General features: G+C 60.5%; 22 protein-coding genes and 3 pseudogenes. 11 read left to right on the forward strand and 14 right to left on the reverse strand.

What is annotated here, in order from left to right; all coding sequences use genetic code 11:
• Positions 1-94 precede the first annotated feature (94 nt).
• On the reverse strand, positions 95-994 hold the full coding sequence (locus J7U39_RS02485; protein WP_210630149.1) for a LysR family transcriptional regulator: 900 nt from the start codon (positions 992-994) through the stop codon (positions 95-97).
• 103 nt (positions 995-1,097) lie between these two features.
• Between J7U39_RS02485 and J7U39_RS02490 the strand changes: the two genes are divergently transcribed.
• Positions 1,098-2,120 carry an NAD(P)-dependent alcohol dehydrogenase gene (locus tag J7U39_RS02490; RefSeq protein WP_210630151.1) on the forward strand — a complete coding sequence of 341 codons (1,023 nt, stop codon included), beginning with the start codon at positions 1,098-1,100 and terminating at the stop codon, positions 2,118-2,120.
• A gap of 39 nt (positions 2,121-2,159) precedes the next feature.
• On the opposite strand, the gene J7U39_RS02495 is transcribed toward J7U39_RS02490, so the two are convergent.
• Positions 2,160-2,570: a rhodanese-like domain-containing protein gene (locus J7U39_RS02495; protein ID WP_210630153.1), complete on the reverse strand. Its 411-nt coding sequence runs from the start codon at positions 2,568-2,570 to the stop codon at positions 2,160-2,162.
• A 69-nt stretch (positions 2,571-2,639) separates the two neighbouring features.
• Between J7U39_RS02495 and ftrA the strand changes: the two genes are divergently transcribed.
• On the forward strand, positions 2,640-3,638 hold the full coding sequence (gene ftrA, locus J7U39_RS02500; protein WP_210630155.1) for a transcriptional regulator FtrA: 999 nt from the start codon (positions 2,640-2,642) through the stop codon (positions 3,636-3,638).
• Positions 3,639-3,734: 96 nt separating this feature from the next.
• On the opposite strand, the pseudogene J7U39_RS02505 reads toward ftrA, so the two are convergent.
• Positions 3,735-5,413 (reverse strand): annotated as a pseudogene (locus J7U39_RS02505) (alpha-glucosidase).
• Between the two features lie 404 nt (positions 5,414-5,817).
• On the opposite strand from J7U39_RS02505, the gene J7U39_RS02510 reads away from it, so the two are divergent.
• Entirely contained in the window at positions 5,818-6,252 is a 435-nt protein-coding gene (locus J7U39_RS02510; protein WP_210630157.1) for a DUF6766 family protein, read from the forward strand.
• A gap of 48 nt (positions 6,253-6,300) precedes the next feature.
• Here J7U39_RS02510 and treZ read toward each other — a convergent pair whose 3' ends face one another.
• The 5 genes from treZ to J7U39_RS02535 all read right to left on the reverse strand — a co-directional run bounded on the left by treZ (position 6,301) and on the right by J7U39_RS02535 (position 13,552).
• Positions 6,301-8,304 (reverse strand): malto-oligosyltrehalose trehalohydrolase, encoded by a 2,004-nt coding sequence (gene treZ, locus J7U39_RS02515; RefSeq protein WP_210630158.1) that lies wholly within the window; start codon positions 8,302-8,304, stop codon positions 6,301-6,303.
• Positions 8,305-8,464: 160 nt separating this feature from the next.
• Complete coding sequence (gene preA / locus J7U39_RS02520) at positions 8,465-9,778, reverse strand: NAD-dependent dihydropyrimidine dehydrogenase subunit PreA (protein WP_210630160.1); 1,314 nt, start codon at positions 9,776-9,778, stop codon at positions 8,465-8,467.
• Positions 9,779-9,793: 15 nt separating this feature from the next.
• Entirely contained in the window at positions 9,794-11,155 is a 1,362-nt protein-coding gene (locus tag J7U39_RS02525; RefSeq protein WP_210630162.1) for an NAD(P)-dependent oxidoreductase, read from the reverse strand.
• Positions 11,156-11,568: 413 nt separating this feature from the next.
• The gene (locus J7U39_RS02530) at positions 11,569-12,564 is read right to left on the reverse strand and encodes a sensor histidine kinase (RefSeq protein ID WP_210631574.1); all 996 of its coding nucleotides are present in this window, start codon (positions 12,562-12,564) and stop codon (positions 11,569-11,571) included.
• Positions 12,565-12,757: 193 nt separating this feature from the next.
• Positions 12,758-13,552, reverse strand: a complete 795-nt coding sequence (locus tag J7U39_RS02535) for a response regulator (protein ID WP_210630163.1) — start codon at positions 13,550-13,552, stop codon at positions 12,758-12,760.
• Positions 13,553-13,798: 246 nt separating this feature from the next.
• Here J7U39_RS02535 and J7U39_RS02540 point away from each other — a divergent pair, with 246 nt between their 5' ends.
• On the forward strand, positions 13,799-14,005 hold the full coding sequence (locus tag J7U39_RS02540) for a NepR family anti-sigma factor (protein ID WP_011426508.1): 207 nt from the start codon (positions 13,799-13,801) through the stop codon (positions 14,003-14,005).
• 9 nt (positions 14,006-14,014) lie between these two features.
• Positions 14,015-14,572 carry an RNA polymerase sigma factor gene (locus J7U39_RS02545; RefSeq protein WP_011426507.1) on the forward strand — a complete coding sequence of 186 codons (558 nt, stop codon included), beginning with the start codon at positions 14,015-14,017 and terminating at the stop codon, positions 14,570-14,572.
• A gap of 213 nt (positions 14,573-14,785) precedes the next feature.
• On the opposite strand, the gene J7U39_RS02550 is transcribed toward J7U39_RS02545, so the two are convergent.
• The 4 genes and pseudogenes from J7U39_RS02550 to J7U39_RS02565 all read right to left on the reverse strand — a co-directional run.
• Positions 14,786-15,184, reverse strand: coding sequence for a hypothetical protein (locus J7U39_RS02550; protein WP_210630165.1), 399 nt, complete (start codon positions 15,182-15,184; stop codon positions 14,786-14,788).
• A gap of 9 nt (positions 15,185-15,193) precedes the next feature.
• Positions 15,194-15,538, reverse strand: coding sequence for a DUF883 family protein (locus J7U39_RS02555; RefSeq protein ID WP_210630167.1), 345 nt, complete (start codon positions 15,536-15,538; stop codon positions 15,194-15,196).
• Positions 15,539-15,740: 202 nt separating this feature from the next.
• Positions 15,741-16,189 (reverse strand): annotated as a pseudogene (locus J7U39_RS02560) (ATP-binding cassette domain-containing protein); the annotation flags it as partial.
• A gap of 8 nt (positions 16,190-16,197) precedes the next feature.
• Positions 16,198-16,287, reverse strand: a pseudogene (locus J7U39_RS02565) (hemin uptake protein HemP); the annotation flags it as partial.
• A gap of 176 nt (positions 16,288-16,463) precedes the next feature.
• Here J7U39_RS02565 and J7U39_RS02570 point away from each other — a divergent pair.
• The 5 genes from J7U39_RS02570 (at position 16,464) to J7U39_RS02590 (ending at position 19,369) form a co-directional block, all read left to right on the forward strand.
• Positions 16,464-16,883: a hypothetical protein gene (locus J7U39_RS02570; protein WP_210630169.1), complete on the forward strand. Its 420-nt coding sequence runs from the start codon at positions 16,464-16,466 to the stop codon at positions 16,881-16,883.
• 57 nt (positions 16,884-16,940) lie between these two features.
• Positions 16,941-18,263 (forward strand): energy transducer TonB, encoded by a 1,323-nt coding sequence (locus J7U39_RS02575; RefSeq protein ID WP_210630171.1) that lies wholly within the window; start codon positions 16,941-16,943, stop codon positions 18,261-18,263.
• Positions 18,264-18,371: 108 nt separating this feature from the next.
• Positions 18,372-18,779, forward strand: coding sequence for a DUF2325 domain-containing protein (locus J7U39_RS02580; protein WP_210630173.1), 408 nt, complete (start codon positions 18,372-18,374; stop codon positions 18,777-18,779).
• Positions 18,776-19,045, forward strand: a complete 270-nt coding sequence (locus J7U39_RS02585) for a hypothetical protein (protein WP_210630174.1) — start codon at positions 18,776-18,778, stop codon at positions 19,043-19,045. The genes J7U39_RS02580 and J7U39_RS02585 overlap by 4 nt, the downstream gene beginning before the upstream one ends.
• A 9-nt stretch (positions 19,046-19,054) precedes the next feature.
• On the forward strand, positions 19,055-19,369 hold the full coding sequence (locus J7U39_RS02590; RefSeq protein WP_210630176.1) for an antibiotic biosynthesis monooxygenase: 315 nt from the start codon (positions 19,055-19,057) through the stop codon (positions 19,367-19,369).
• A gap of 68 nt (positions 19,370-19,437) precedes the next feature.
• Here J7U39_RS02590 and J7U39_RS02595 read toward each other — a convergent pair whose 3' ends face one another.
• Positions 19,438-19,809 carry a DUF423 domain-containing protein gene (locus tag J7U39_RS02595; RefSeq protein WP_210630177.1) on the reverse strand — a complete coding sequence of 124 codons (372 nt, stop codon included), beginning with the start codon at positions 19,807-19,809 and terminating at the stop codon, positions 19,438-19,440.
• A complete protein-coding gene (locus J7U39_RS02600; protein WP_210630179.1) occupies positions 19,806-20,201 on the reverse strand; it encodes a group II truncated hemoglobin in 396 nt (131 codons plus the stop codon). The genes J7U39_RS02595 and J7U39_RS02600 overlap by 4 nt, the downstream gene beginning before the upstream one ends.
• A 165-nt stretch (positions 20,202-20,366) precedes the next feature.
• On the opposite strand from J7U39_RS02600, the gene J7U39_RS02605 reads away from it, so the two are divergent.
• Entirely contained in the window at positions 20,367-20,930 is a 564-nt protein-coding gene (locus J7U39_RS02605; RefSeq protein WP_210630181.1) for a TetR/AcrR family transcriptional regulator, read from the forward strand.
• Positions 20,931-20,934: the final 4 nt, after the last annotated feature.

Consider the following 20,934-nt stretch of genomic DNA (forward strand, 5'->3'; position numbering starts at 1 on the left):
AGCGACGAACTAGCGATATATTGCAGCGTCTCGGCATTTCCAGAGAAACCTATAGAAAAACATGGGCTTCGCCTCCGGCTCGATTTGGTGAGATTCAGCTCATGATCGCCGGCAGTTCCGCGGCCAGCGTATCGATGGCAAGACGCACTTTCGGCAGCATCACCGGCGATCGCGGCCAGACGGCATAGGCTTCAAATATGGTGGATGGCGTATCGGTCAGAACCCGCACGAGTTCACCTGAGAGGACCCTGTCCCGCACCAGCCAGCAGGTCAGCCAGGCAAGCCCGCGGCCTTCAACCGCGGCGTCTGCGATCGAGGCGAGATCGTCGAGCCGTAACCGCGATGTCGGCAGAACTTCGCGTGGGGGCCCGGCCGGAGCCGGGAAGGTCCAGGCCTTGTCATTATCACCCCTGCGATAGACGATACCATGATGACGGGCGAGATCGTCGAGCGTTTGCGGCACGCCATAGGTTTCGAGATAAGCGGGCGAGGCGCAGACCGTCATTGTTTGCCGGGCGATCGTGCGCGCCATCAGGTCGGGATTGTCCTTCAGAGGACCGTTGCGGACGGCAAGGTCGAAGCCGTCCTCCGAGAGATCGACGACCCGATCGCTGAAGGATAAGTCCAGTTCGAGATCGGGGTGGTCATCGAGCAGGCGGGTCAGGATCGGCGCGGCGCAATGGCGCCCGAACAGTGCCGGCATCGATACCCGCAGCCTGCCGCGGACCTCGCGCCTGCCCGACTCAAGCTGGGCCTCACCGATCCGGATTTCCTCGATGGCTCTCAGGCACCGCTCATAGAAGAACCGGCCCTCGTCGGTGAGACTCTGGGTCCGGGTCGTGCGGTTGAAGAGCCGGACGCCGAGTCGCTGTTCGAGCCTTGCGATTGTCTTGCTGACTGCCGAGCGGGTGAGGTGAAGCCGTTCGGCGGCGGCGGAGAATCCGCCGGCTTCGACCGTCTGGACGAAGATCGAAATCCCCTTCAACTGCTCCATCGTTGTTTCCTTTGCGGCACCAGTTTGACGATTTTATATCGCAACAGGCGATCAATATTCAACGATATATCTGCTACTCCTCCAATCGAGAAGGAGCAGAAAGATGCAGACGACAAGGCAGTGGCAAACCGACGCTATTGGGGCGGAGGCCAATCTGAAGATTGGTGAAGCGAGAATTCCCGACGTGTCCGGCACGATGATCCGGGTGCGGACGCAGGCGGTCTCCCTCAATTTCCGCGACAGGCTGGTGCTCGAGAGCGGCATGGGACTGCCGCTGCAGTTTCCCTTCGTACCGGCCTCGGACATGGCAGGCGAGGTCGAGGCCGTCGGCCCGGATGTCACACGCTTCAAACCCGGCGATCGAGTTATCTCCACCTTTTCCCCGGATTGGATCGACGGACGCGGGCCGGGCACTGCGCGCAATCCGCCTTACCAGACGCGCGGCGGCTTCTATCCCGGCGTGCTGAGCGAACACACCGTGTTTTCCGAAGAGTGGTTCACACTTGCGCCGAAAACGCTCGATGCCGCCGAAGCGAGCACGCTGCCCTGCGCCGGGTTGACGGCATGGTTCGCGCTGATCGAATGCGGCAAGCTCAAGGCCGGCGACAAAGTGCTGGTACAGGGAACCGGCGGCGTGGCGCTCTTCGGCCTGCAGATTGCCAAGGCACATGGCGCCGAGGTCTTCATCACATCGGGCAGCAGCGAAAAGCTCGACCGGGCGCTGGCGCTTGGCGCCGATCACCTGATCAACCGGCATGAGCGCGACTGGGTGGAGCAGTTCCATCGACTGACCGGCGATTACGGCGCCGACCACGTGCTCGAAATCGTCGGCGGACCGCATCTCGGCCAGGCGCTGAAGGCTGTGGCGGTTAACGGACGCATTTCGGTGATCGGCGTCTTCGAGGGTTTCGAGATCTCGGCGCCGGTGGCGCCGCTGCTTCTCAAGGCGCCCGTCATGCAGGGAATTACGGTCGGTCACCGCAGGGCGCTGGAGGATCTGGTGCGCGCCGTCGACCAGATCAGGCTGAAGCCTGTTATCGACAGGCATTATGGCTTCGAGGAGCTGCCGCAGGCGCTCGATCATCTCTATCGAGGTCCCTTCGGCAAGATCGTCATTAAGTTTTGAGAGATGCGCTCCCCTCGCATCGCGAAGGGGAGCGATACCCTATTCGGCAGCGGCGGCTTGGCTTTCGAAGGCGAAGCCCTCGTCGGCCCAGCCGGTCATGCCGCCGATCATCAGCTTGGCCCGGAGGCCGAGCTTGGCGAGGCGGAAAGCGGCCTTGTCGGCGCCGTTGCAGTGAGGACCGGCGCAATAGACGACGAAGAGCGTATCGCTGGCCCATCCCGACATGCGGTGGGCGGTCATCTTGCCGTGCGGCAGGTTAACCGCGCCAGGCACATGCGACTGCGCAAACAGCGCCGGCGAGCGCACGTCGAGGAGAACGAAATCGACCTTGCCGGCGGTAAAGGCAGCGCGGACATCCGAGCAGTCGGTTTCGAAGGCGAGCTTGGCGGCATAGTGGGCGACAGCAAGATCGGGTGCGGCAGCGGGGATTTCGGAGACGGAACTCGGCATTTGTTTTTCCTTCTAGTTGGAATTGCCGCCTGGTATCGCCGATGCTAGAGATTTGCGAAATTGGCCAACATGACTGTCAGCGTAAAGATCATGCCAAACACATCTCCGCGGCGGAACGGACCGCTGGTCGCCGTACTTGCCTATGACGGGCTCTGCACCTTCGAATTCGGGATAGCCTATGAGGTCTTCGGCCTGCCGCGTCCCGAGATGGGCGAGGGGTGGTATCGCTTCTCCGTCTGCGGTATCGAGCCGGGGCCGCTTCGCGCCGCCGGCGGATTGACGGTCGCGGTCGACAAGGGGCTGGAAGTGCTCGATGCGGCGGACCTGATCGTCGTGCCCGGCTGGCGGTCAATCGATGCGCCGGTGCCGGAACCGCTTTCCGCCGCTCTCAAGGCAGCGCACCAGCGCGGCGCGCGAATCATGTCGCTCTGTTCCGGAGTTGCGGTTCTTGCCGCGTCCGGGTTGCTTGCCAACCGCAGGGCTACAACGCATTGGCGCTATGTCGCCACGATCGCAGCGCGTTATCCTGACATCACGCTCGACGCGGATGTACTCTACATCGATGAGGGCAGCCTGCTGACAGCGGCCGGCAGCGCGGCCGGCATCGATCTCTGCCTGCATGTCGTGCGCGGCGATTTCGGCTCGGAGGCGGCAAACAGCGTCGCCCGCCGCCTCATCGTGCCGCCGCACCGCGAAGGTGGGCAGGCACAGTTCATCGGCGCGCCGATTCCGCAGGAACGTGAGGGCATACGCCTCAGCCCGCTGATCGAATGGATGCGTCAAAGCCTTGCCGTGGAGCAGCCGATCAGTCTGCTCGCCAAAAGGGCTGGCATGAGCGTTCGCACTTTCCAGCGCCGCTTCGAAGCGACGACAGGTCTCAGCGTCGGCGAATGGCTGCTGAAGGAGCGGCTGCGCCATGCGCGCGACCTTCTTGAAAGAGAGCTTGCCGTATCGCTCGACGACATCGCGATATCCAGCGGCTTCGGCACCTTGGCGACGATGCGGCACCACTTCCGCAAGCGGCTGGGCACGAGCCCGAATGCCTATCGGAAGTCATTTGGCGGCTGAGCGCGTTATCCCGACATAGGGTCCAACTTTTCAACGCGTTCGATATCGCCGAAAGCCGTCAACCCGTCGGTTGTTTAACAGGCTGGTCCGAGAGCTTCACTTACATTCTATCGCGAAGGTTTCGTACGGCTTGAGCTCAACGGTTTCGCCGATCGTGTGCACCGGTTCATAATTGCAGATCAGGCATTCTCCATGGATCGCCAGCTCTGTCGGCAGACTTACCGCAATTTCCCGCGGCGTGAAATTGGCGACGACAATGATCCAGCTCCTGTCGAGCGTGCGGGTATACACGAAGACATCGGGGTGTTGGTCGAGCCAGGACCGGTACTCCCCATAGACAATGGCAGGGTGGGTTTTCCGGAGAGCGATCAGCTTGCGATAATGGTTCCAGATCGACTTTTCGTCCTTGATGGCGGCTTCGGCGTTGACCTTCGGGTAATTGGGATTGACCTCGATCCAGGGGGCGCCTGTGGAAAAGCCGCCATAGGGGGCAGCACTCCATTGCATCGGTGTGCGGGCGTTATCGCGGCCGTTCTCGTTTGCTCCGCGGATGAATTCCTGCGGTGAAAGGCCGGCCTCCACGTGCAGCCTGTGCATGTTGATGGTTTCGATATCGCGATACTGTTCGATCGAGGTGAAGGGGACGTTCGTCATGCCGATCTCCTCGCCCCGATAGACGAAAGGCGTGCCTTTCAGGAGATGCAACACGGTCGCCAGCATCTTCGCCGACTCGACGTGATAGCCGCTGACATTGCCGTAGCGCGAAACGGCGCGCGGCAAATCGTGATTGCCCCAGAAGAGCGAATTCCACCCATCTTCGGATAGAGCAAGCTGCCACTTGCTGAGCACGGTCTTGAGATTCACGAGGTCGAACGGCTTCGGGCGCCATTTGCCATAGACCGCGTCCCATTGCTGGGTGACGTGCTCGAACTGGAAGATCATCGACAGTTCCCGGCGTTCACGCCCGGAATAGAGAAGGGCCGCGCCGGCGTGGCGCTCCAGGCTTCGCCGACGGTCAGGATATCGCTGTTGCCGAAGGTCCTGGCATTCATCTCCTGCAGATAATCGTGCAGATGTGGTCCGTCCTTGACGAGTTCCTGATCCACCTGCTTGCCGATATAGTCGATGACATCCATGCGGAAGCCGGCAATGCCGCGCTCGAGCCACCAGTTCATCATGTCATAGATTTCCGCCCGTACCCCGTCGATCTCCCAATTGAGGTCCGGCTGGCGGCGGGAAAACATGTGCAGGTAGTATTCGCCGGTGGCGGGATCGAGCGTCCATGCCGGCCCGCCGAAGGAGGATTTTAATCTGTTTGGCGGTCCTCCGTCTGGGGCGGGCTTGCGCCAGATGTAGAAGTCGCGGAATGGGTTGTCGAGGTCTTGGCGGGATTGAAGAAACCACGGATGCTCGTCGGAGGTGTGGTTGACGACGAGGTCGAGCATGATGCCGATCCCCTGGTCTTTCGCCTCAGCCACCAACTGGTCGAAATCTGCGAGCGTGCCAAACTCGAGGGCGATGTCCCGATAGTCGGATATGTCGTAACCATTGTCGTCCATCGGCGACTTGTAGATCGGCGACAGCCAGATGATGTCGATCCCGAGTTTCTTCAGGTAATCGAGCTTTGCGGTGACGCCGGGAAGATCGCCGATGCCATCTCCGTTCGAGTCGCAGAAGCTGCGCGGATAGACTTGGTAGACAGTTGCCGTATGCCACCATTTCGGTTGGAGAGGCGATCGCACGGGACCTCCCAGCGATGTCGTGGACTGATCCATCGGAGGCTTTCCTACTTGTTTGGGATCTTGGGAGAACACCGATGACGCCCGCGGGTTCCACCGGGCCGGACCTTCATCCGGTTTCCCGCGGCCTCGGTGGACCTGGAACCCCTCCTTCCGGGACCGTTAGAAGGTGTGCAAGAGAGATTAACGGGAGACCGTCGCGGTGCCGAACCGTATCAGCAGCTGGTATGAGGACGCGGTGATCCACATCCACAACGTCGGGCGCAATCAGCGCGAAATCATCGACATGAGGTGCTGCCCGCTTTCAGGTCCGGGGGCGACGGCTGCTGCATCTCTCATTCCGGGGGAACGTGAAAGACAGGCCAGGATCAGCTGATGAGGACCTCAAATGCGGCTGCTCTCGCACTCTGCGCACCAGTTGCCTGTCCAAAGGAGGTATCATGTTCAAGAAATACGCCTACGCCTGGATCGCCGTCGGCTTCTTTCTGTTTTCGCTCGCCGGCCATTGGTTATTTGGCTGGTTTGCTTTTGTCGGGGAGCAGCAGAGCCACGGTCAAGCCGCTGATATCGATGCCTATCTCATGGAGATGGGCAGAGACACCTTTGAAAATTGGCAGTCCGAATTCCTGCAACTGCTCTGGCAGGTCGTCGGTCTTGCCTACTTTCTCTACATCGGATCTCCGTCTTCGAAGGAAAATGATGACCGCGCGGAAGCGAAACTGGACGCTCTGATCCGATTAAATGCCGGAGAAAGGGCTGAAGCGATCATCGCCGAAATTGATAAGCACTTCATGAGAACCGGTGGACATGCGGGACCATACGCCCACGACCTGGAAACGCGCAGGGGGTCTGAGAGGATCGGCGGCGCCACCTGAACTGGCCTATGAAGCGCAGCTGCCGATAAGCCCCGCTTCATGGGACGGTTATGCGAGGTATTGGATCAGGCCGGCGTCTTCTGCTCGCGAAATGCCGGCTTGCCAGCCCTTCACGGGTACTCCTGAGGCGTTTCGCCGGTTCCCGACTTTTACAGGTGCGAGGACCAAAGCGATATCTCCGTTCAAGACCCAACGCTTCTGGAAATCATAGGGCCGGCGTCCGCTGCCACCATATGAGGGATCTTCACTCGACCACGAGAGACACCATTGATGACCTTGCGGTGAAGCAAAAAGCGGATCCGGCAGACTGTCGACCACGAGATCATTGCCGAAGTTGATCAGCAATAATCTCTCATCAGACGGTTTTTCCGCGAAGAACCTCAGGAGGAAGGCGGTGCTGGACAAGAGACTGCCGTCCAACTGGCCGTCACGGGCGCACGCCTGGCGAGAAAATGCCTTATCTGTCTGACGCAGATTCAGCAGGTCGCGATGAAGCTGAACGATCGCCGCGTTCCTCTCCCATTCGGCCCAATCAAGCTTCACCTTGTCGAACGTCGCGCGAGCACATGGATCAGCCATGTGTCTAATGAGTTCTTCATCCCTCAGGTTCGGGAATTGGCTGATAAAACTACGCCGTCCCTGCCGTACGATGTCGGCAATTTCTCCGTCGTGATCGGCGAAATAATAGAACGGAGAAGAGGAACCAAACTCCTGTCCCTGAAAGAGCATGGGCGTCTGCGGCCCCAGCAACTGGAGCGCCGTCAGGGCTCGAAGTCGTGCCGGAGACGTTATGTGGCCGATTCTGGCTCCTATGCCGGAGTTGGCGACCTGATCGTGATTTTGGAGAAAATGTACGAAATTCCACGGTTTGAGGTCGAGCCCGGCGGCTCCCCGCGGCCGATCCTGCCAATCATATCTTTGTCCCTGAAACAGGCAGCCATACTTGGCGGCAGAAACGAGTTCCTGAGCCGTACCGCGATGATCATGATAATAGGCTTCATTGCGGCCCGTCAGCGCCACTGTCGCGGAGCGGTGGAAATCCTCATTCCACAAGGCGTCCAGCCCATGCCCTCCCACCTCAGCCGGCCGCACCATATTGGTTTGTTGCGGCTCATTTTCGCTGACGAGATAGATTTGACGCTGTCTCGCTGCTGCGCGAGCTTCCCTGGCGATGACCGTGACGATGTGTTCGCGGCTTGAGTCGAACAAGGCCTGCGTTGCATCGATGCGCAATCCATCAAAATGAAATTCGTCGATCCAATAGGCCGCGTTCTTTGCGACATATTCGCGAACGCCACGGCTGTTCGCACCATCGAAGTTGATCGACTTGCCCCATTCGTTCGAGTAACGCTCGGTGAAATAGTCTGGTGTGAATTCGCAAAAACGCTCGCCTTTACCGAAGTGATTGTAGACCACGTCGAGGATCACCCCCATGCCGATCCGGTGGGCTTCGTCGACGAAGGCGCGCACATCATCCGGTGGTCCATAGAGCCGGGTGGGAGCATAGAGCAACGTGCCGTCGTAACCCCAGCCGAACTCGCCTTCAAACTCGTTGATCGGCATTACTTCCAGGCAGTTGATGCCAATCGACCGAAGTCTTGCCAGTTTTTCCCGGGCTGCCGCAAAGGTGCCGTCCCTTGTGAAGGTGCCGATGTGCATCTCATAGAGAGCAGCTCCGGAGGCGCGGATTCCCTGCCAATCGTGGTCATTCCACTGATACTGCGCCGGATCCACGACAACTGACGGCCCGGATGGACCCTTCGGCTGAAAACGCGAGGCAGGATCGGCAAGAAGATAACCTGCATCCCCAAAGTGAAACCGGTATCGCGTCCCTGCAGCCAGGCCGGGCAGATAGAGGCAGAAGTAGCCGTCGTCCTCCGCCGGCATCTCGTATTCGGAATTTTCCTCGATGACGGCGAAACAGCGTTCTCTGGCAGGGGCCCATAGTCGGAACGAAACGCCGCCAGCATCAACCTCCGCTCCGATCGGGAGGCGTCGGCTCGAACTGGGGGACACCGGTTTCGACTTTTCGCTGTTTGAGTGGTCGTGCATGGCTCTCTCGTGGAGATCGCCTGCGCTAACTTCGGCAGCCTCATGATGTTCCCAGAATTGCTTTCCGCCACCTTTCGGGGCCGCCCATCAGGCCCAAAATCCGCATTTGCAATACAGCGCAACGCCGCGGACCGAACTTGTCCGCGGCGTCGCGAAGCAGTCACTCCGCCGCTTGGCGGGCCATCGGATTATTCGGGTGGGTCGTCCAATTGGCGTAGTTCGGATCGACGACGCGGCCGGTGCGCTTGTCGAGGGTACCGGCAGCAAGCGGTTCCATGGTGATGCAGTTCTCGACCGGGCAGACGTTGACGCAGAGATTGCACCCGACGCATTCCTCTTCGATTACCTCGAAATGACGCAGACCGTTGACGACATTGGTAATTGCCTGGTGCGAGGTGTCCTCGCAGGCGATATGGCAGCGGCCGCATTTGATGCAGGCGTCCTGGTCGATCTTCGCCTTGGCGACATAGTTGAGGTTCAGATATTGCCAATCGGTGACGTTGGGCACGGCGCGGCCGGTAATGTCGTCGAGGCTACGATGGCCCTTTTCGTCCATCCAGTCGGAGAGACCCGTTATCATCTCCTGCACGATCTTGAAGCCATAGGTCATCGCCGCGGTGCAGACCTGGACGTTGCCGGCGCCGAGAACGAGGAATTCGGCTGCGTCCCGCCAGGTAGTGATGCCGCCGATGCCGGAGATGGGCAGGCCATAGGTTTCCGGATCACGGGCGATCTCGGCCACCATGTTGAGGGCGATCGGCTTGACCGCCGGGCCGCAATAACCGCCATGGCTGCCCTTGCCACCGACCGTCGGGTTGGGGGCGAAGTTGTCGAGATCGACTGACACAATCGAGTTGATCGTATTGATCAGCGAAACGGCGTCGGTGCCGCCGGCCTTGGCGGCGCGGGCGGGACGGCGGATATCGGTGATATTGGGCGTCAGTTTGGTGATGACGGGCATGCGGGTGTACTGCTTGCACCAGCGCACGACCATCTCGATATATTCCGGCACCTGGCCGACGGCCGAGCCCATGCCGCGCTCCGACATGCCGTGCGGACAGCCGAAATTGAGTTCGATACCGTCGGCGCCGGTCTCTTCGACCAGCGGCAGGATCGCCTTCCAGGCCTGTTCCTCGCAGGGCACCATGATCGAGGCGATCAGCGCCCGATCCGGCCAGTTCATCTTCACCTGCTTCATCTCACGCAGGTTGGTGTAGAGGTCGCGGTCGGTGATGAGCTCGATATTGTTGAGTCCCAGCAGGCGGCGGTCGGCGCCAAAGATCGCGCCATAGCGGGGGCCGTTGACGTTGACGACGGGCGGGCCTTCCTCGCCGAGCGTCTTCCAGACCACGCCGCCCCAACCGGCCTTGAAGGCGCGCTCGACGTTATAGGCCTTGTCGGTCGGCGGCGCGGAGGCCAGCCAGAACGGGTTCGGGGATTTGATGCCGACGAAATTGTTGCGGAGATCAGCCATTGTTCATTCTCCCCTTCAAGCAACCGCGACAGCCGGAACGGCTGTTGCGGAGAGGGCGCGATGGATGGATTCAGCCGCGTCGCGGCCGTGGGCGACGGCGGAAACCGTGAGATCCTCGCCGCCAAAGACGCAGTCGCCGCCGGCCCAGACGCCGTCGAGCGAGGTGCGGCCTTCGGCGTCGACGGCAATGCGGCCGGACTCCATGCGCAGCGAACCGAGGCCCGCGGCATCAAAGGTCTGGCCGATCGCCTTGAAGATCTGGTCGGCGGCAATCACGCCGGTCTCGCCGGTGCCGACGAGGCGGCCTTCGAGGATTTTGGTATATTCCACTTCGATCGCGGCAACTTTGCCGTCCTGCGACAGGATCGATTTCGGCGCCAGCCAGTGGCGGATGATGACGCCCTTGGAACTGGCCAGATCCTGCTCGTATTCCGAGGCGTTCATGTGCTCCTTGCCACGGCGATAACAGATCGTCACTTCCTCGGCGCCGAGCAGCTTTGCCTGCACGGCAGCGTCGATCGCCGTCATCCCGCCGCCGAGCACGACGACCCGGCGGCCGATGGCAATGTCGCTCTTGTCGTCAGCCTGGCGAAGGGCGGCGATGAAATCGACGGCGTCGTCGACGCCGGCTAGGTTTTCGCCCTCAATGCGCAGGGCGTTGACGCCGGCAAGGCCGATGCCGAGGAAGACGGCGTCATATTGCGCCTGCAGATCGGAAAGCGAAAAATCGCGGCCGAGGAGGGCGCCTTGCTTAACCTCGATGCCGCCGATCGACATGATGTAATCGACTTCCCGCTGGGCGAAATCGTCTACTGTTTTATAGGTGGCGATGCCGTATTCGTTGAGGCCGCCGGATTTTTCCCTGCCGTCGTAAATCGTGACGGAATGACCCTTCACGGCCAGGCGATGTGCGGCGGCAAGGCCTGCCGGGCCGGCGCCGACGACGGCAATCCTTTTGCCGCTCGCCTCTGCCCTGATATAAAACTGTTTGCCGGCCTGCATGGCGGCATCGGTCGCATAACGCTGCAGGCGGCCGATTTCGACGGGCCGTTCCTCGGCCGTATTGCGCACGCAGGCCTGCTCGCACAACTCTTCGGTGGGACAGACGCGGGCGCACATGCCGCCGAGGATGTTCTGGTCGAAGATCGTCTTTGCCGAGCCGAGCGCATTGCCGGTCGAAATCTGGCGAATGAAGAGCGGAATGTCGATCGAGGTGGGACAGGCCGTCATACACGGCGCGTCATAACAGAAATAACAGCGGTCGGCGGCGACCAGCGCCTCATGATTGTCGAGGCGCGGATGCAGATCGGAAAAATTAGCGTCATACTCGGCGGGCGAAAGCCGGCCAGCATGAATCCCGGTTTCCAGTCGTTCCATTGAAGTTCCCTCATTATTGGTAAACGGCCTGTGAGGGAAAGCGTAACTCAGGTTTAAAAATTTATCAAACGGTAAAATTTTGACGGATCCTCCTGGAGAGGGTGCCGGTAAATCGCTGTTTTTTAACGTTTAATTTCTTCAGTTTTGACCGATGATTTATCTGAAGATGCGGCGAGGGAAGAGCATCAGAAAAAAGATTAAAAAAGGACGATTTTTTTCGAATGCGAGGGAACCAAATCCTGGCTTCGCCGTTATCGCGATATCCGGATGGTGATCGCATCGACCCAACATGCGCGCCCCCAACCCACTATCCGGACGTACTCACGGTCCCCTCCCGGTGAGTGAAGACAGCCGGTGCGCCGCCCTCGCACCGGCTGTTTTTCTGTTGCTGACAGGCCTGTCGTTTCCGGCTATCACACACGCTTGAAGATCTCGAATTCGGTTTCCGGAATGGTCAGCCGATATTCGATGCGGCCGGGCACAAGGCTCAATTCCGCTTTGCCGTTGACAGACGAGGGCACGACACGCTCCAGCACGGTGCGGCCGAAGCTGTTGTCGCTGAATTCATGGACCTCCGACTGATCCTGCAGCACTTCGGCCCAGGCGATCTCGATTGCCTTCCTGTCGTTGATCATCGCCTCGCGGCAGTTCAACGTGATTGAGGCGGCGCCGCCTGATATTGCCCCGTAGGAAGCGGAGTTGACAATGAGCTCGTGGAGGGCGAGGCCGAGATGCACGGCGGCATTCGGCGTCAGATGGGCATTGATGCCGTAGATCGGCATGGAGCCTGATGTCTCCGGCCAGTAAGGAGCGAACTGTTTTTCAGCGAGCTCGAAGAGATAGGCGCCCCGCCAGCTTGAATCCGTGACGAGGTCCTGGGAATTGGAAAGCGATTGCAGCCTGCCGCGGAACTTGAGGAGGAAGCTGTCTAGCGAGAGCGTGTTGCGCGCTGTTTGGGTCGCAATGCCCTGAATGATGGCGAGAAGGTTCTTCGAACGGTGCGATAGCTCACGCAGCAGCGATTTCAGCACTTTTTCGCGATGCCGGCTCTCAGTGACCTCCGTCATCACGGACAGAAGTCCAAGCGTGCTGCGGTCGCCAGTGCGTTGGATCTTCAATTCATAGGTACGCATTTCGCCGTCGACATCGATTTCGACCTCGGCATTGTTGGGAATGCCGGTCTCCAGCACCTTGCGTTTCAGCGCCGTCAGATATTGCCCATGGACATCGCCGAAAAGGGCGGCATCACTGCCGCCGGGCATCAAAAGCGCTGCGAAATGCGGCGGCAGATTTTCGGCGTAGAAGATTGAAAGCCGGGCGTCCTGGCAGAGGATCGAAATCCCGGCGCTGCCGAGCGCCCGCTCCATCATTGCGGCTTTGCCTTCGAAGGTGAAAGGCGTGCCCGACAATGGTTCAGTCGTATTCACTCGGCCGCCTTTCCTTGTGACATCTCGGAGCGTCGCTGAACGGAACGCCCCGCCAGAAACCGCCTGCCAACTCTAGAATAAAGCGCTGCAAAAACCGTTAAAGTCATCGGGGCACCCCGGTAGCACGGGAACGCCTGTCTCGGCGGTTTGGTTCCGAGAACCGGAAAATTGCGTCTCAGGCGGCTACCTTGGTCGATTCATTGAAGAAAAGCGCTTGGCTGATCAGGGCCTTGACCATGTCGGGGTTGAACGGTTTGGTCACGAGGAAAGTGGGTTCGGGGCGCTCACCCGTCAGAAGCCGTTCCGGGAACGCGGTGATGAAGATCACCGGCACGCTCGACGTCTTGAGGATGTCGTTGACCGCGTCGATGCCGGAACTGCCGTCGGCAAGCTGGATGTCGGCGAGCACCATGCTCGGCTTCGTCTTGTTGTAGAGCGCTACGGCTTCGGCATGCGTGCGGGCAATGCCGGTGACGCGATGGCCGAGGCTTTCGACCATTTGCTCTATATCCATGGCGATCAGCGGTTCATCCTCGATGATCATGATGTCGGTTGCGACCTGACGGGAGATTTCCTGCGAGGCCTTGTCGAGCAACTGCATGACATCCTGTTCATCGAGTTCGAGGATTTCCGCGATTTCTGCAACGCGGAAATTCTCCACTGAAGCGAGCAGGAAGGCCTGACGAGCGCCCGGCGAAACCTTGGACAGGTTGAGCGTGGCGCGCTGTTCCCATGCATAAGGGGAGGTCGGCTCTGGAATCTGGACCGCAGTGGAACCAAACAGTTGCGTGAACAGTTTGTAAAGCGCGACCCGGTCATTTGGGGTATCCGGAAAGATCGACAGGTCGGCTATAATGGCTTCGAGAACGGCGGCGACGTAAGCGTCACCTGAAGTCTGAGTGCCGGTAAGGGCGCGGGAATAGCGACGCAGATAAGGAAGGTGCGGCGCAATTCGAGTAGAAAGTGTCATCAAGGGCTCCCGTATGCAGGCCGGTCGTAGGTTCAATGGGCGGTTAACGCTTCCTTGGTAAAAAAGTTCCTGAACGGCAGGAACTTTTTTTGTCGCGCCGCATTATCCCACCCGACGAAGAAAGGGCGTAGCATTTGATCCATGCCGCGGCAAATATCAGCGATATCGATAGTGGAACGGTCGGTGTCGGTGGTTGATTTCTTGATTGCACGCCTCTGGAACAGATAACGGTGAGAAGACGAGTTGATGACTACACGCAATAAAGAGGCGGCGGATCAGCGGAAGCTGGAGCTGCGGGCAAGCGATATTCTGGACCCGAACAACCAGATCGGCGTCAAGCTGCGGTCGCTCTATGCCGCGGCACAGGAAGAGGCGATCCCCGATCGTTTTCTCGACCTTCTCGAAAAGCTCGACCATGCTGAAATGATGGCTTCTGCCAAGATGGCCGAATAGGATCGTCGCATGGAAGAGAAACTGCAACCCAGCTTCAAGCGGGAATTGCTGGCGGCCCTCCCTAGCCTTCGCGCTTTCGCCATTTCGCTGATCGGACGGCACGATCGCGCCGACGATCTCGTCCAGGATACCATCATGAAGGCCTGGGCCAAGCAGGACCATTTCGAGATGGGCACCAATATGAAGGCCTGGCTCTTCACGATCCTGCGCAACGAACTCTACAGCCAGATGCGCAAGAGCGGCCGCGAGGTGCAGGACAGCGACGGGCTGTTCACGGAATCGATGGCAATGCATCCCTCCCAGTATGGCGCACTCGATCTGCAGGATTTCAAGAAGGCGCTCGATCAGCTGCCGCCGGACCAGCGCGAGGCGATCATCCTCGTCGGCGCCTCGGGATTTTCGTACGAAGAGGCCGCCGAGATCTGCGGCTGCGCCGTCGGCACTATCAAAAGCCGCGTCAACCGCGCGCGGCAGCGCCTGCAGGAACTGCTGCAGATTTCAGGCGAGGCCGATTTCGGCCCCGACGCCACTTCGGCGCCGCTGACCTCGAAGGCTTTTGCGTTCTGAGAGGTGTTGCATGTGGAGCCGATCTGCTCTTCGGGGCACCGGCTTTTGCCTCGGTGGGGCCGGGAAACGGCGCATCCGCGTAACGGTTGCTTGTGCGAGGCACCAACTCTCCACCTTCATTCCTGCCCTCGGGTCAAAGCCCGAGGACAGGAATGAAGGAGGTTAGCGTGGTGCCGCTATCGATAATCGCACGCCAAGCTTTGTGGCCCTTCCCTAATCCTCCCGCTTCGAACCCATAAGATTGGCCGCGACGATGGCGGCCAGGACGCCGGCAGTGAGCAGCGGTTGGGCGCGGACGAGGCCCAGTCCCACCGTCGCCAGAGATTCCAGCGCCGCACGGCGATCGCGGGCGCGGCGAGCCTCGCGGGCGTTGATGATAGACATCACCACTAGCACGATGATTGCGATCAGCATCGCGCCGACGGCCAGGAAGAAGACGGCGGCGAGCGGACCGTAGATGCCGGCGAGCCAAATGGCGCCGGCGGCCACCGACAGCGCATAAGCCGTGAGGAGGAAGAGCGCGGCAAGCGCGATGAAGATGCTGTTGCGTTTGACGCGCGCGACGGTCCGATGCACGCTTGCGCCCATCAGCAGGCTGAGGATCGAGAGCATCGTGCTTCCTCAGCGACGGGCGAGGAAGGCGATGGCCAAGCCGAAAGCGGCAGCGGCGCCGATAGTTGCCAGCGGATGTTTGCGCACCGTCTCGCGCATTTCGGTGGCTCCGCGCTCATAGCCGTGCTGCAGTTCGCGCAGCAGATCCTCGCTGCGGCTGAGCAGTTCCTCATAGCCAGCGTTGGCCTGGCTGCGAATCTTCTCGCTCTGGTGGCGCGAGTTCTTGCCGACGAGGCGCGTTAATTCGGCGAGCTCGTCGCGCAATGCCTCGATCTGTTCTTCGATACCGGATTCGAGATGGTGGAAGGTGCCGTTGCGGCGGCTGCGGCCGGACTGGAAAATAGAATAGCTCATGGCTGTCTCCATTGGCTGGGGCGCGCGCGAGCCCGCCTGTTTCGCACGAGGGTCACCACCGTCCGTTGCATGAATGATGTCGCCCGGCATTGACCCAGATCATTGCCGACAACGTTTTGGCAGGGCAAAAGTTCCGCCCGCGCAGGCTCAGGGACAGCAGCGGGCGCTGTGGGCAAGCACGAAAGGCGTGCCGTCAGCCGGCGGCGGCGAGCCGGCCGGATTTCATCAGCACGATCCGGTCGGCAACGAGCGCTGTCAGGTTGAGGTCGTGCATGACTGCGATGACGCCGCCGCGTTCGCAGAAATTGCCGGCGAGCGTCACGATGGTCAGCTGGTGGCTGATATCCAGACCGGAGACCGGCTCGTCGAGCAGCAGCCAGCAGGGCTTGCCGTCGACGACGGTTCGGAAATCTGGCAGAGCACGCGGGCAAGCTGCACGCGCTGCTGTTCGCCGCCCGAAAGCTCTTGGTAAAAGCGGCCTTCGAAGCCGACATGGCCGACGGAAGCGAGAGCGGCGGCGGCCGTCTGATCTGATTTGTCGGGGCGCAGGTTCAGGCCCAAGGTGAGGCCCATGCGGACGATCTCGCGCAGGGTGGAGGGAAAGGAAATGGTGCTTGCCTGCGGCAGCACGCCGTCAACGGCGGCAAGCTGCCGCAGGCAAGATCCGCGCTTTCGACGATCCGGTGCTGCGCCGCAGGCTCTAAGGGCAGTGGCACATGCTTAAAGGTGTCTGGCTTTTCAACCATCATTTCGGCAGGCAATTCCGTGGTACCGGGATCTGAAGGCCTCCGGTTGTGTTTACAATTAACTTGACTTGCTTACTCATAGTTTTTTAAAGACGCAATAGGAGACTAAAGCAGTCAAGTTTTTGAGATTGCTGATACGAAGCCGTCCGCTGACGGCTCGCGACAATGCGGAGAAGATTATGACGGGTGGGGTTGCGGCCGTAATGGCCGGCTTGGTGGTTGCAACCGTGGTCCAGGCGCAGGAGGCGGCGCTCGCAACCTCTCTCGATGTCGAACTGAACGCGCTGGCGCCTTCGCAGAAGGGCTGCATGATGACCTTCGTGGCGCTCAACAAGCTGTCCTCCGCCATCAACAAGGTTTCCTTCGAGCTCGCCTTCTTCAATGACAAGAATGCCGTCGACCGCATCACCGTTCTCGACTTCCGCGATCTGCCGCAGGGCAAGAAGCGCGTGCGCCAGTTCGACATGCCGAATGTCAAATGCGAGAGCGTGACCCGCATCCTCATCAACGACACGCCGGTCTGCGACGGGCCGGTCGCCGGCGAATGCATGAAGGGTCTCGTCACCCGCTCGCAGATCTCCGTTCCTTTCGAAGGATGAGAAGACGCCGGGGATGAACCCCGGCGGACATGTTTCCGGCTGTCCGAGGCGTAAAGAATGGCGATTTCAGCGAAATCCGGATCGGAACACGTGCTCATCGGGGAGGAGAGTGCCGACACCAGCCTGAACGACAACGCGCCCGGCATGCACCCCGGCCACGAGCTTCCCGAACTGCGAAACGCGCAGCGGCAGCCGGCCGGCGAAACGGTGATCCACTATACGCATTTAGCACAGATCTCTTCCTTTCCCGGCCATCCGGAAGCCGAACCGGTCGCTCACGTTTCCGCGCCGCCGATGGATGCGGCGGTGGAGAAGCAGGAAGACGATCAGAAGCCGGTGCGGCGGCGGGTGGCGCTGACGTGTGTCGGTTCGTTCTTCTTTCATGTCGCGCTGGCCGTGGCGCTGCTTGTCGTTATGCCCAAGCCTTCTGACGAGACACTGGTGGAAGCAGGCGAAGCGATCAGCGTCATTATGCTCGGCAGTTCTGATGCGGATCAAAGCGCAGCCGGCGAGACCGATGTCACGATCCAGCAAGAAATCGTTCCAGAAGCTGTCGAACCCGATGAGATCAAACCGGTAGAGACAGCAGAGGTGCAGCCGGAGGCCGTCCAGCCGACCGATGCGGAGCCTGTCGAAGCTGTTCAACCGGCGCAGGAGATTACACGTCAGTCAGCGGAGACGGTGACGGCTGCGGAGCCGGAAGTTCTTGTATCGGAAACCCCTGCGGAAACTTCAGTCGTACAGCCGATGTCAACGGTGGTGCCTGAACAACCGGTGGACACTCCGGTGATGTCTGTCGAGCCACCTGTGGCGGCCGTGGTGCAGCCCGAGCAGGAAGAGATCAAGCCTGTCGAGACGGCCGCCATCTCTCCCGAGCCGGAACAGCCGGCAGAAATCGTTACGCCAGCGCCGAGACCCAAGCTTGAAAAGCCAGTGGAAAAGAAGCCGGTGGGAAGAAAACAGCCGCCGAAGAAAGCGCAGGGCTCGGAGGGCGATGCCAAACAAGAAGCGCGCAGAGGTGTGGCAGATGGGCAGGCAGACGCCAATTCCGATAACAATTCACGGACATCGGGCGGTGGGAATGGAGCCGGCGCCGCGTCGGAAGCCAACTATAAGGGCAAGCTCGTTGCACGATTATTCCGTTGCGTCGATCGGATGGAGGCGCGGTATCGGAGGGCTCGCGCCAGCTTAACTGTTCGCATCACCGTCAGCCGCGGCGGCGATATCACAGCGTCGGGCATCGTCCGCGGGTCAAGCTTGCCAGATGTGGATCGTGCCGCACTTGCCAGGGTAGCTTCCTGCAATCTTCCGGCTATGCCCGATGACCTGACGGCATCCCAGCGCACATACACCTTTCCGGTTGAGGTCACTCCGCGATAAATATGATAAATACAATCAACTTTATACTTTACTCCAAAAATCAAGTTTAATAAGGTCCGTCCGCACACGCAGGAATCGTGTGACGATCAACCAGCGAACGGGTGGCATATGGCTCGCAAGGGCAAGAAGGGATCGAACCGGGAGGTCCGCGAGACCGCGGGCGAGGAGGCCGGACAGGCATCCAACGGACGATCCAAACTGGGTGGCCGCAGTTTTCTTTATGTCGGCGGGCGTGACTGCCAGGTGGCGCATCTGCGCCAGATCGCCAGCAATTTCGGCGCCGAGCTCATTCATCACGATGGCGGCCTGCGCGAGGCGGTCTCCCGCATCGACACGCTGCTTCCCTCCGTCGACTGCGTGTTCTGCCCTATCGACTGTATCAGCCACGATGCCTGCCTGCGCGTGAAGACCGGCTGCAAGAAGTTCAGCAAGGCCTTCATCCCGCTTCGAAACGGCAGCAAGTCCAGCCTGGAACGTGCGCTGCAGACGATGAACGAACGAGACACTTCCCGATGAACGACCAGCGCCTCGACGGATTCACCATGATCGGCCTGCACAAGCTCGCCGCGCAGAGCGGCGACGGCCTCGTGCCCGAACTCCACGAACTGTTCCAGCAGCACACCGCACGCCAGCAGCTCCATCAGAATGTGACACTGTTCCCGACCTGGGAGGCGCGCATGCCTGGGGAGGCGGCCACGAGACCGCTTGGCGCGGCTGCGGCAAACGGCAATAATGTTCTCGCCTTTCCCTCGCCTGCTGCGAAGGCGGCCAAGAAGGCGTAAGGAGATTTCATGTATATCGCAATGAACCGCTTCAAGGTCGTAACCGGGACCGAGGGCGATTTCGAGACGGTCTGGCGCAATCGGGATTCCAGCCTCGCCGAGGTCCCCGGTTTCGTCGAATTCCGCCTGCTGCGCGGCAAGGCCAACGAAGAAGAGGGCTACACGCTCTATTCCTCGCACACGGTCTGGAAGAGCGAAGACGATTTTCAGAACTGGACGAAGTCTGAGAACTTTCGCGCGGCGCACCGCAATGCCGGGGACCGCAAGACGATGTACAAGGGGCCGCCGGTTTTTGAGGGTTTTAATGTGGTCGACGGGATTTAAGGCTTGGCCCTTAAGGAATGCCGGTGCCGCCTCCTCCCTCTTCTCCCCGCTGGGGAGAAGGGGTGACTCTACGCTCTGACCCGAAACACAGCACCCGCCGCCACGGCCAGCCAGCCGAGCATCATCGCCCATCCACCGGTCGGCGCGGCATAGGGGAAGAGGCCAGCGCCGGAGAAGCGGAGCGAGACGAGATCGCCGGCAAAGAACAGTGTTCCCACGATCATCAGAAAACCGGCCAGCCCGGCGGTCTTGAGCCTGGCGATGCCGAGCGCCAACGCCAGCAGGGCCGGGGCGTGCGCAAGGCACATGGCGGATGCAGAAGCCGCAAGGTTTGCCTCGCCCCCGCCATGGGCGGCAAGGGCGGCGAGCGCCACGCCGACTGCGCCGAACAGGCCGGCAAAGAGATAGAGCGCCGGCTCCAGGCGCGCGTTGAGGCTCATGACTCTTCCTTGTTTTGCATGTGATGGGCGAGGCGTTCGACCGGCGCCCAGATGAGATCGCGCAGTGCCTGGCTTGATATCGTCTCGTCGAGCGCGCGGCGGAAGCAGAGCAGCCATTCGTCGCGCTCCACCGGCCCGATCTCGGCAACGAAATGGCGGCTGCGCAGGCGCGGATGGCCGCGCTTGTCGGTATAGAGCGGCGGGCCGCCAAGATAGCCGCTCATGTATTCGTAGAATTTTTCTTCGCTGCCTTCGAGGCTCGGCGGGTGCGCGGCGCGCACGTTGCTTGCCTGCGGCAGCGTATCCATCAGCGCGTAGAAGCGATGCGTCAGCGCCCGCACGGTGGGATCGCCGCCGATCGCTTCATATAGAGTGGTGACCTTCTCCGTCACGGAACCATCCCCGGTATTATCTCATCCCCGGCTCTTCATGCACCCGATGGAAAACGATCGCAACTGTCATCAAGGTGCCGCGGCATTTCGCGCATAGTGCCTGTGGGGCATGGGCTTACGCCGATTCTTCTTGACAAAACCGTCCGGACGGTATCTTTATCTCGCATGTCAAACGCTCATCATCGCAAGAAGCAACCCGCTATCGTACGCCAGCAGTTGCTGGAGGTCGCCGCGCGTCTTGCTGCCAGCGAAGGCATGGCGGCCGTGACGCTCGATGCGGTTTCCGCTGCCTCCAGCGTCAGCAAGGGCGGCTTGCTGCATCACTTCCCGACAAAGAATGCGCTGCTCGACGCGCTGTTCGAGAGCCTGCTCGAAAGGTTCGATGCCGATATCGAGGAACTGATGCGCGGCGATCCCGTGCCGCAGGGCCGCTTCACCCGCGCCTATCTCAATGCGGTGTCCGGTCTCAAGGACCGTCCCGACGATTCCAGGAGTTGGACGCAGGTGACGATCGCGCTTCTCGCCGAACCCCGGCTGCGCCTTCGCTGGCGCCAATGGGTTCAGGCGCGGGCCGAGGAATATGTCGGCACCGACTCCTCGCTCGATGCACAGATCGTGCGCTTCGCCGCTGACGGGCTGTGGTTCGCCGATACGTTGGAGAGCCATGACATCAGCAGTGCTTTGAGGCTGAATCTCATCAGCCGTCTTGTCGAGCTCACGGGAAAGTAATGCG

The sequence above is a fragment of the Rhizobium sp. NLR16a genome (genome assembly GCF_017948245.1).
GTDB lineage: Bacteria > Pseudomonadota > Alphaproteobacteria > Rhizobiales > Rhizobiaceae > Rhizobium.

Excerpts from the sequence above, each read along its gene's own strand:
- treZ (WP_210630158.1), bottom strand. The coding sequence starts at position 8,304 with ATGCACGACCACTCAAACAGCGAAAAGTCGAAACCGGTGTCCCCCAGT.
- J7U39_RS02580 (WP_210630173.1), top strand. The coding sequence starts at position 18,372 with ATGGCTCGCAAGGGCAAGAAGGGATCGAACCGGGAGGTCCGCGAGACC.
- J7U39_RS02485 (WP_210630149.1), bottom strand. The coding sequence starts at position 994 with ATGGAGCAGTTGAAGGGGATTTCGATCTTCGTCCAGACGGTCGAAGCC.
- J7U39_RS02585 (WP_210630174.1), top strand. The coding sequence starts at position 18,776 with ATGAACGACCAGCGCCTCGACGGATTCACCATGATCGGCCTGCACAAG.
- J7U39_RS02525 (WP_210630162.1), bottom strand. The coding sequence starts at position 11,155 with ATGGAACGACTGGAAACCGGGATTCATGCTGGCCGGCTTTCGCCCGCC.
- J7U39_RS02555 (WP_210630167.1), bottom strand. The coding sequence starts at position 15,538 with ATGAGCTATTCTATTTTCCAGTCCGGCCGCAGCCGCCGCAACGGCACC.
- ftrA (WP_210630155.1), top strand. The coding sequence starts at position 2,640 with ATGACTGTCAGCGTAAAGATCATGCCAAACACATCTCCGCGGCGGAAC.
- J7U39_RS02495 (WP_210630153.1), bottom strand. The coding sequence starts at position 2,570 with ATGCCGAGTTCCGTCTCCGAAATCCCCGCTGCCGCACCCGATCTTGCT.
- J7U39_RS02605 (WP_210630181.1), top strand. The coding sequence starts at position 20,367 with ATGTCAAACGCTCATCATCGCAAGAAGCAACCCGCTATCGTACGCCAG.
- J7U39_RS02540 (WP_011426508.1), top strand. The coding sequence starts at position 13,799 with ATGACTACACGCAATAAAGAGGCGGCGGATCAGCGGAAGCTGGAGCTG.
- J7U39_RS02490 (WP_210630151.1), top strand. The coding sequence starts at position 1,098 with ATGCAGACGACAAGGCAGTGGCAAACCGACGCTATTGGGGCGGAGGCC.
- J7U39_RS02545 (WP_011426507.1), top strand. The coding sequence starts at position 14,015 with ATGGAAGAGAAACTGCAACCCAGCTTCAAGCGGGAATTGCTGGCGGCC.
- J7U39_RS02595 (WP_210630177.1), bottom strand. The coding sequence starts at position 19,809 with ATGAGCCTCAACGCGCGCCTGGAGCCGGCGCTCTATCTCTTTGCCGGC.
- J7U39_RS02550 (WP_210630165.1), bottom strand. The coding sequence starts at position 15,184 with ATGCTCTCGATCCTCAGCCTGCTGATGGGCGCAAGCGTGCATCGGACC.
- J7U39_RS02575 (WP_210630171.1), top strand. The coding sequence starts at position 16,941 with ATGGCGATTTCAGCGAAATCCGGATCGGAACACGTGCTCATCGGGGAG.
- J7U39_RS02510 (WP_210630157.1), top strand. The coding sequence starts at position 5,818 with ATGTTCAAGAAATACGCCTACGCCTGGATCGCCGTCGGCTTCTTTCTG.
- preA (WP_210630160.1), bottom strand. The coding sequence starts at position 9,778 with ATGGCTGATCTCCGCAACAATTTCGTCGGCATCAAATCCCCGAACCCG.
- J7U39_RS02570 (WP_210630169.1), top strand. The coding sequence starts at position 16,464 with ATGACGGGTGGGGTTGCGGCCGTAATGGCCGGCTTGGTGGTTGCAACC.
- J7U39_RS02590 (WP_210630176.1), top strand. The coding sequence starts at position 19,055 with ATGTATATCGCAATGAACCGCTTCAAGGTCGTAACCGGGACCGAGGGC.
- J7U39_RS02535 (WP_210630163.1), bottom strand. The coding sequence starts at position 13,552 with ATGACACTTTCTACTCGAATTGCGCCGCACCTTCCTTATCTGCGTCGC.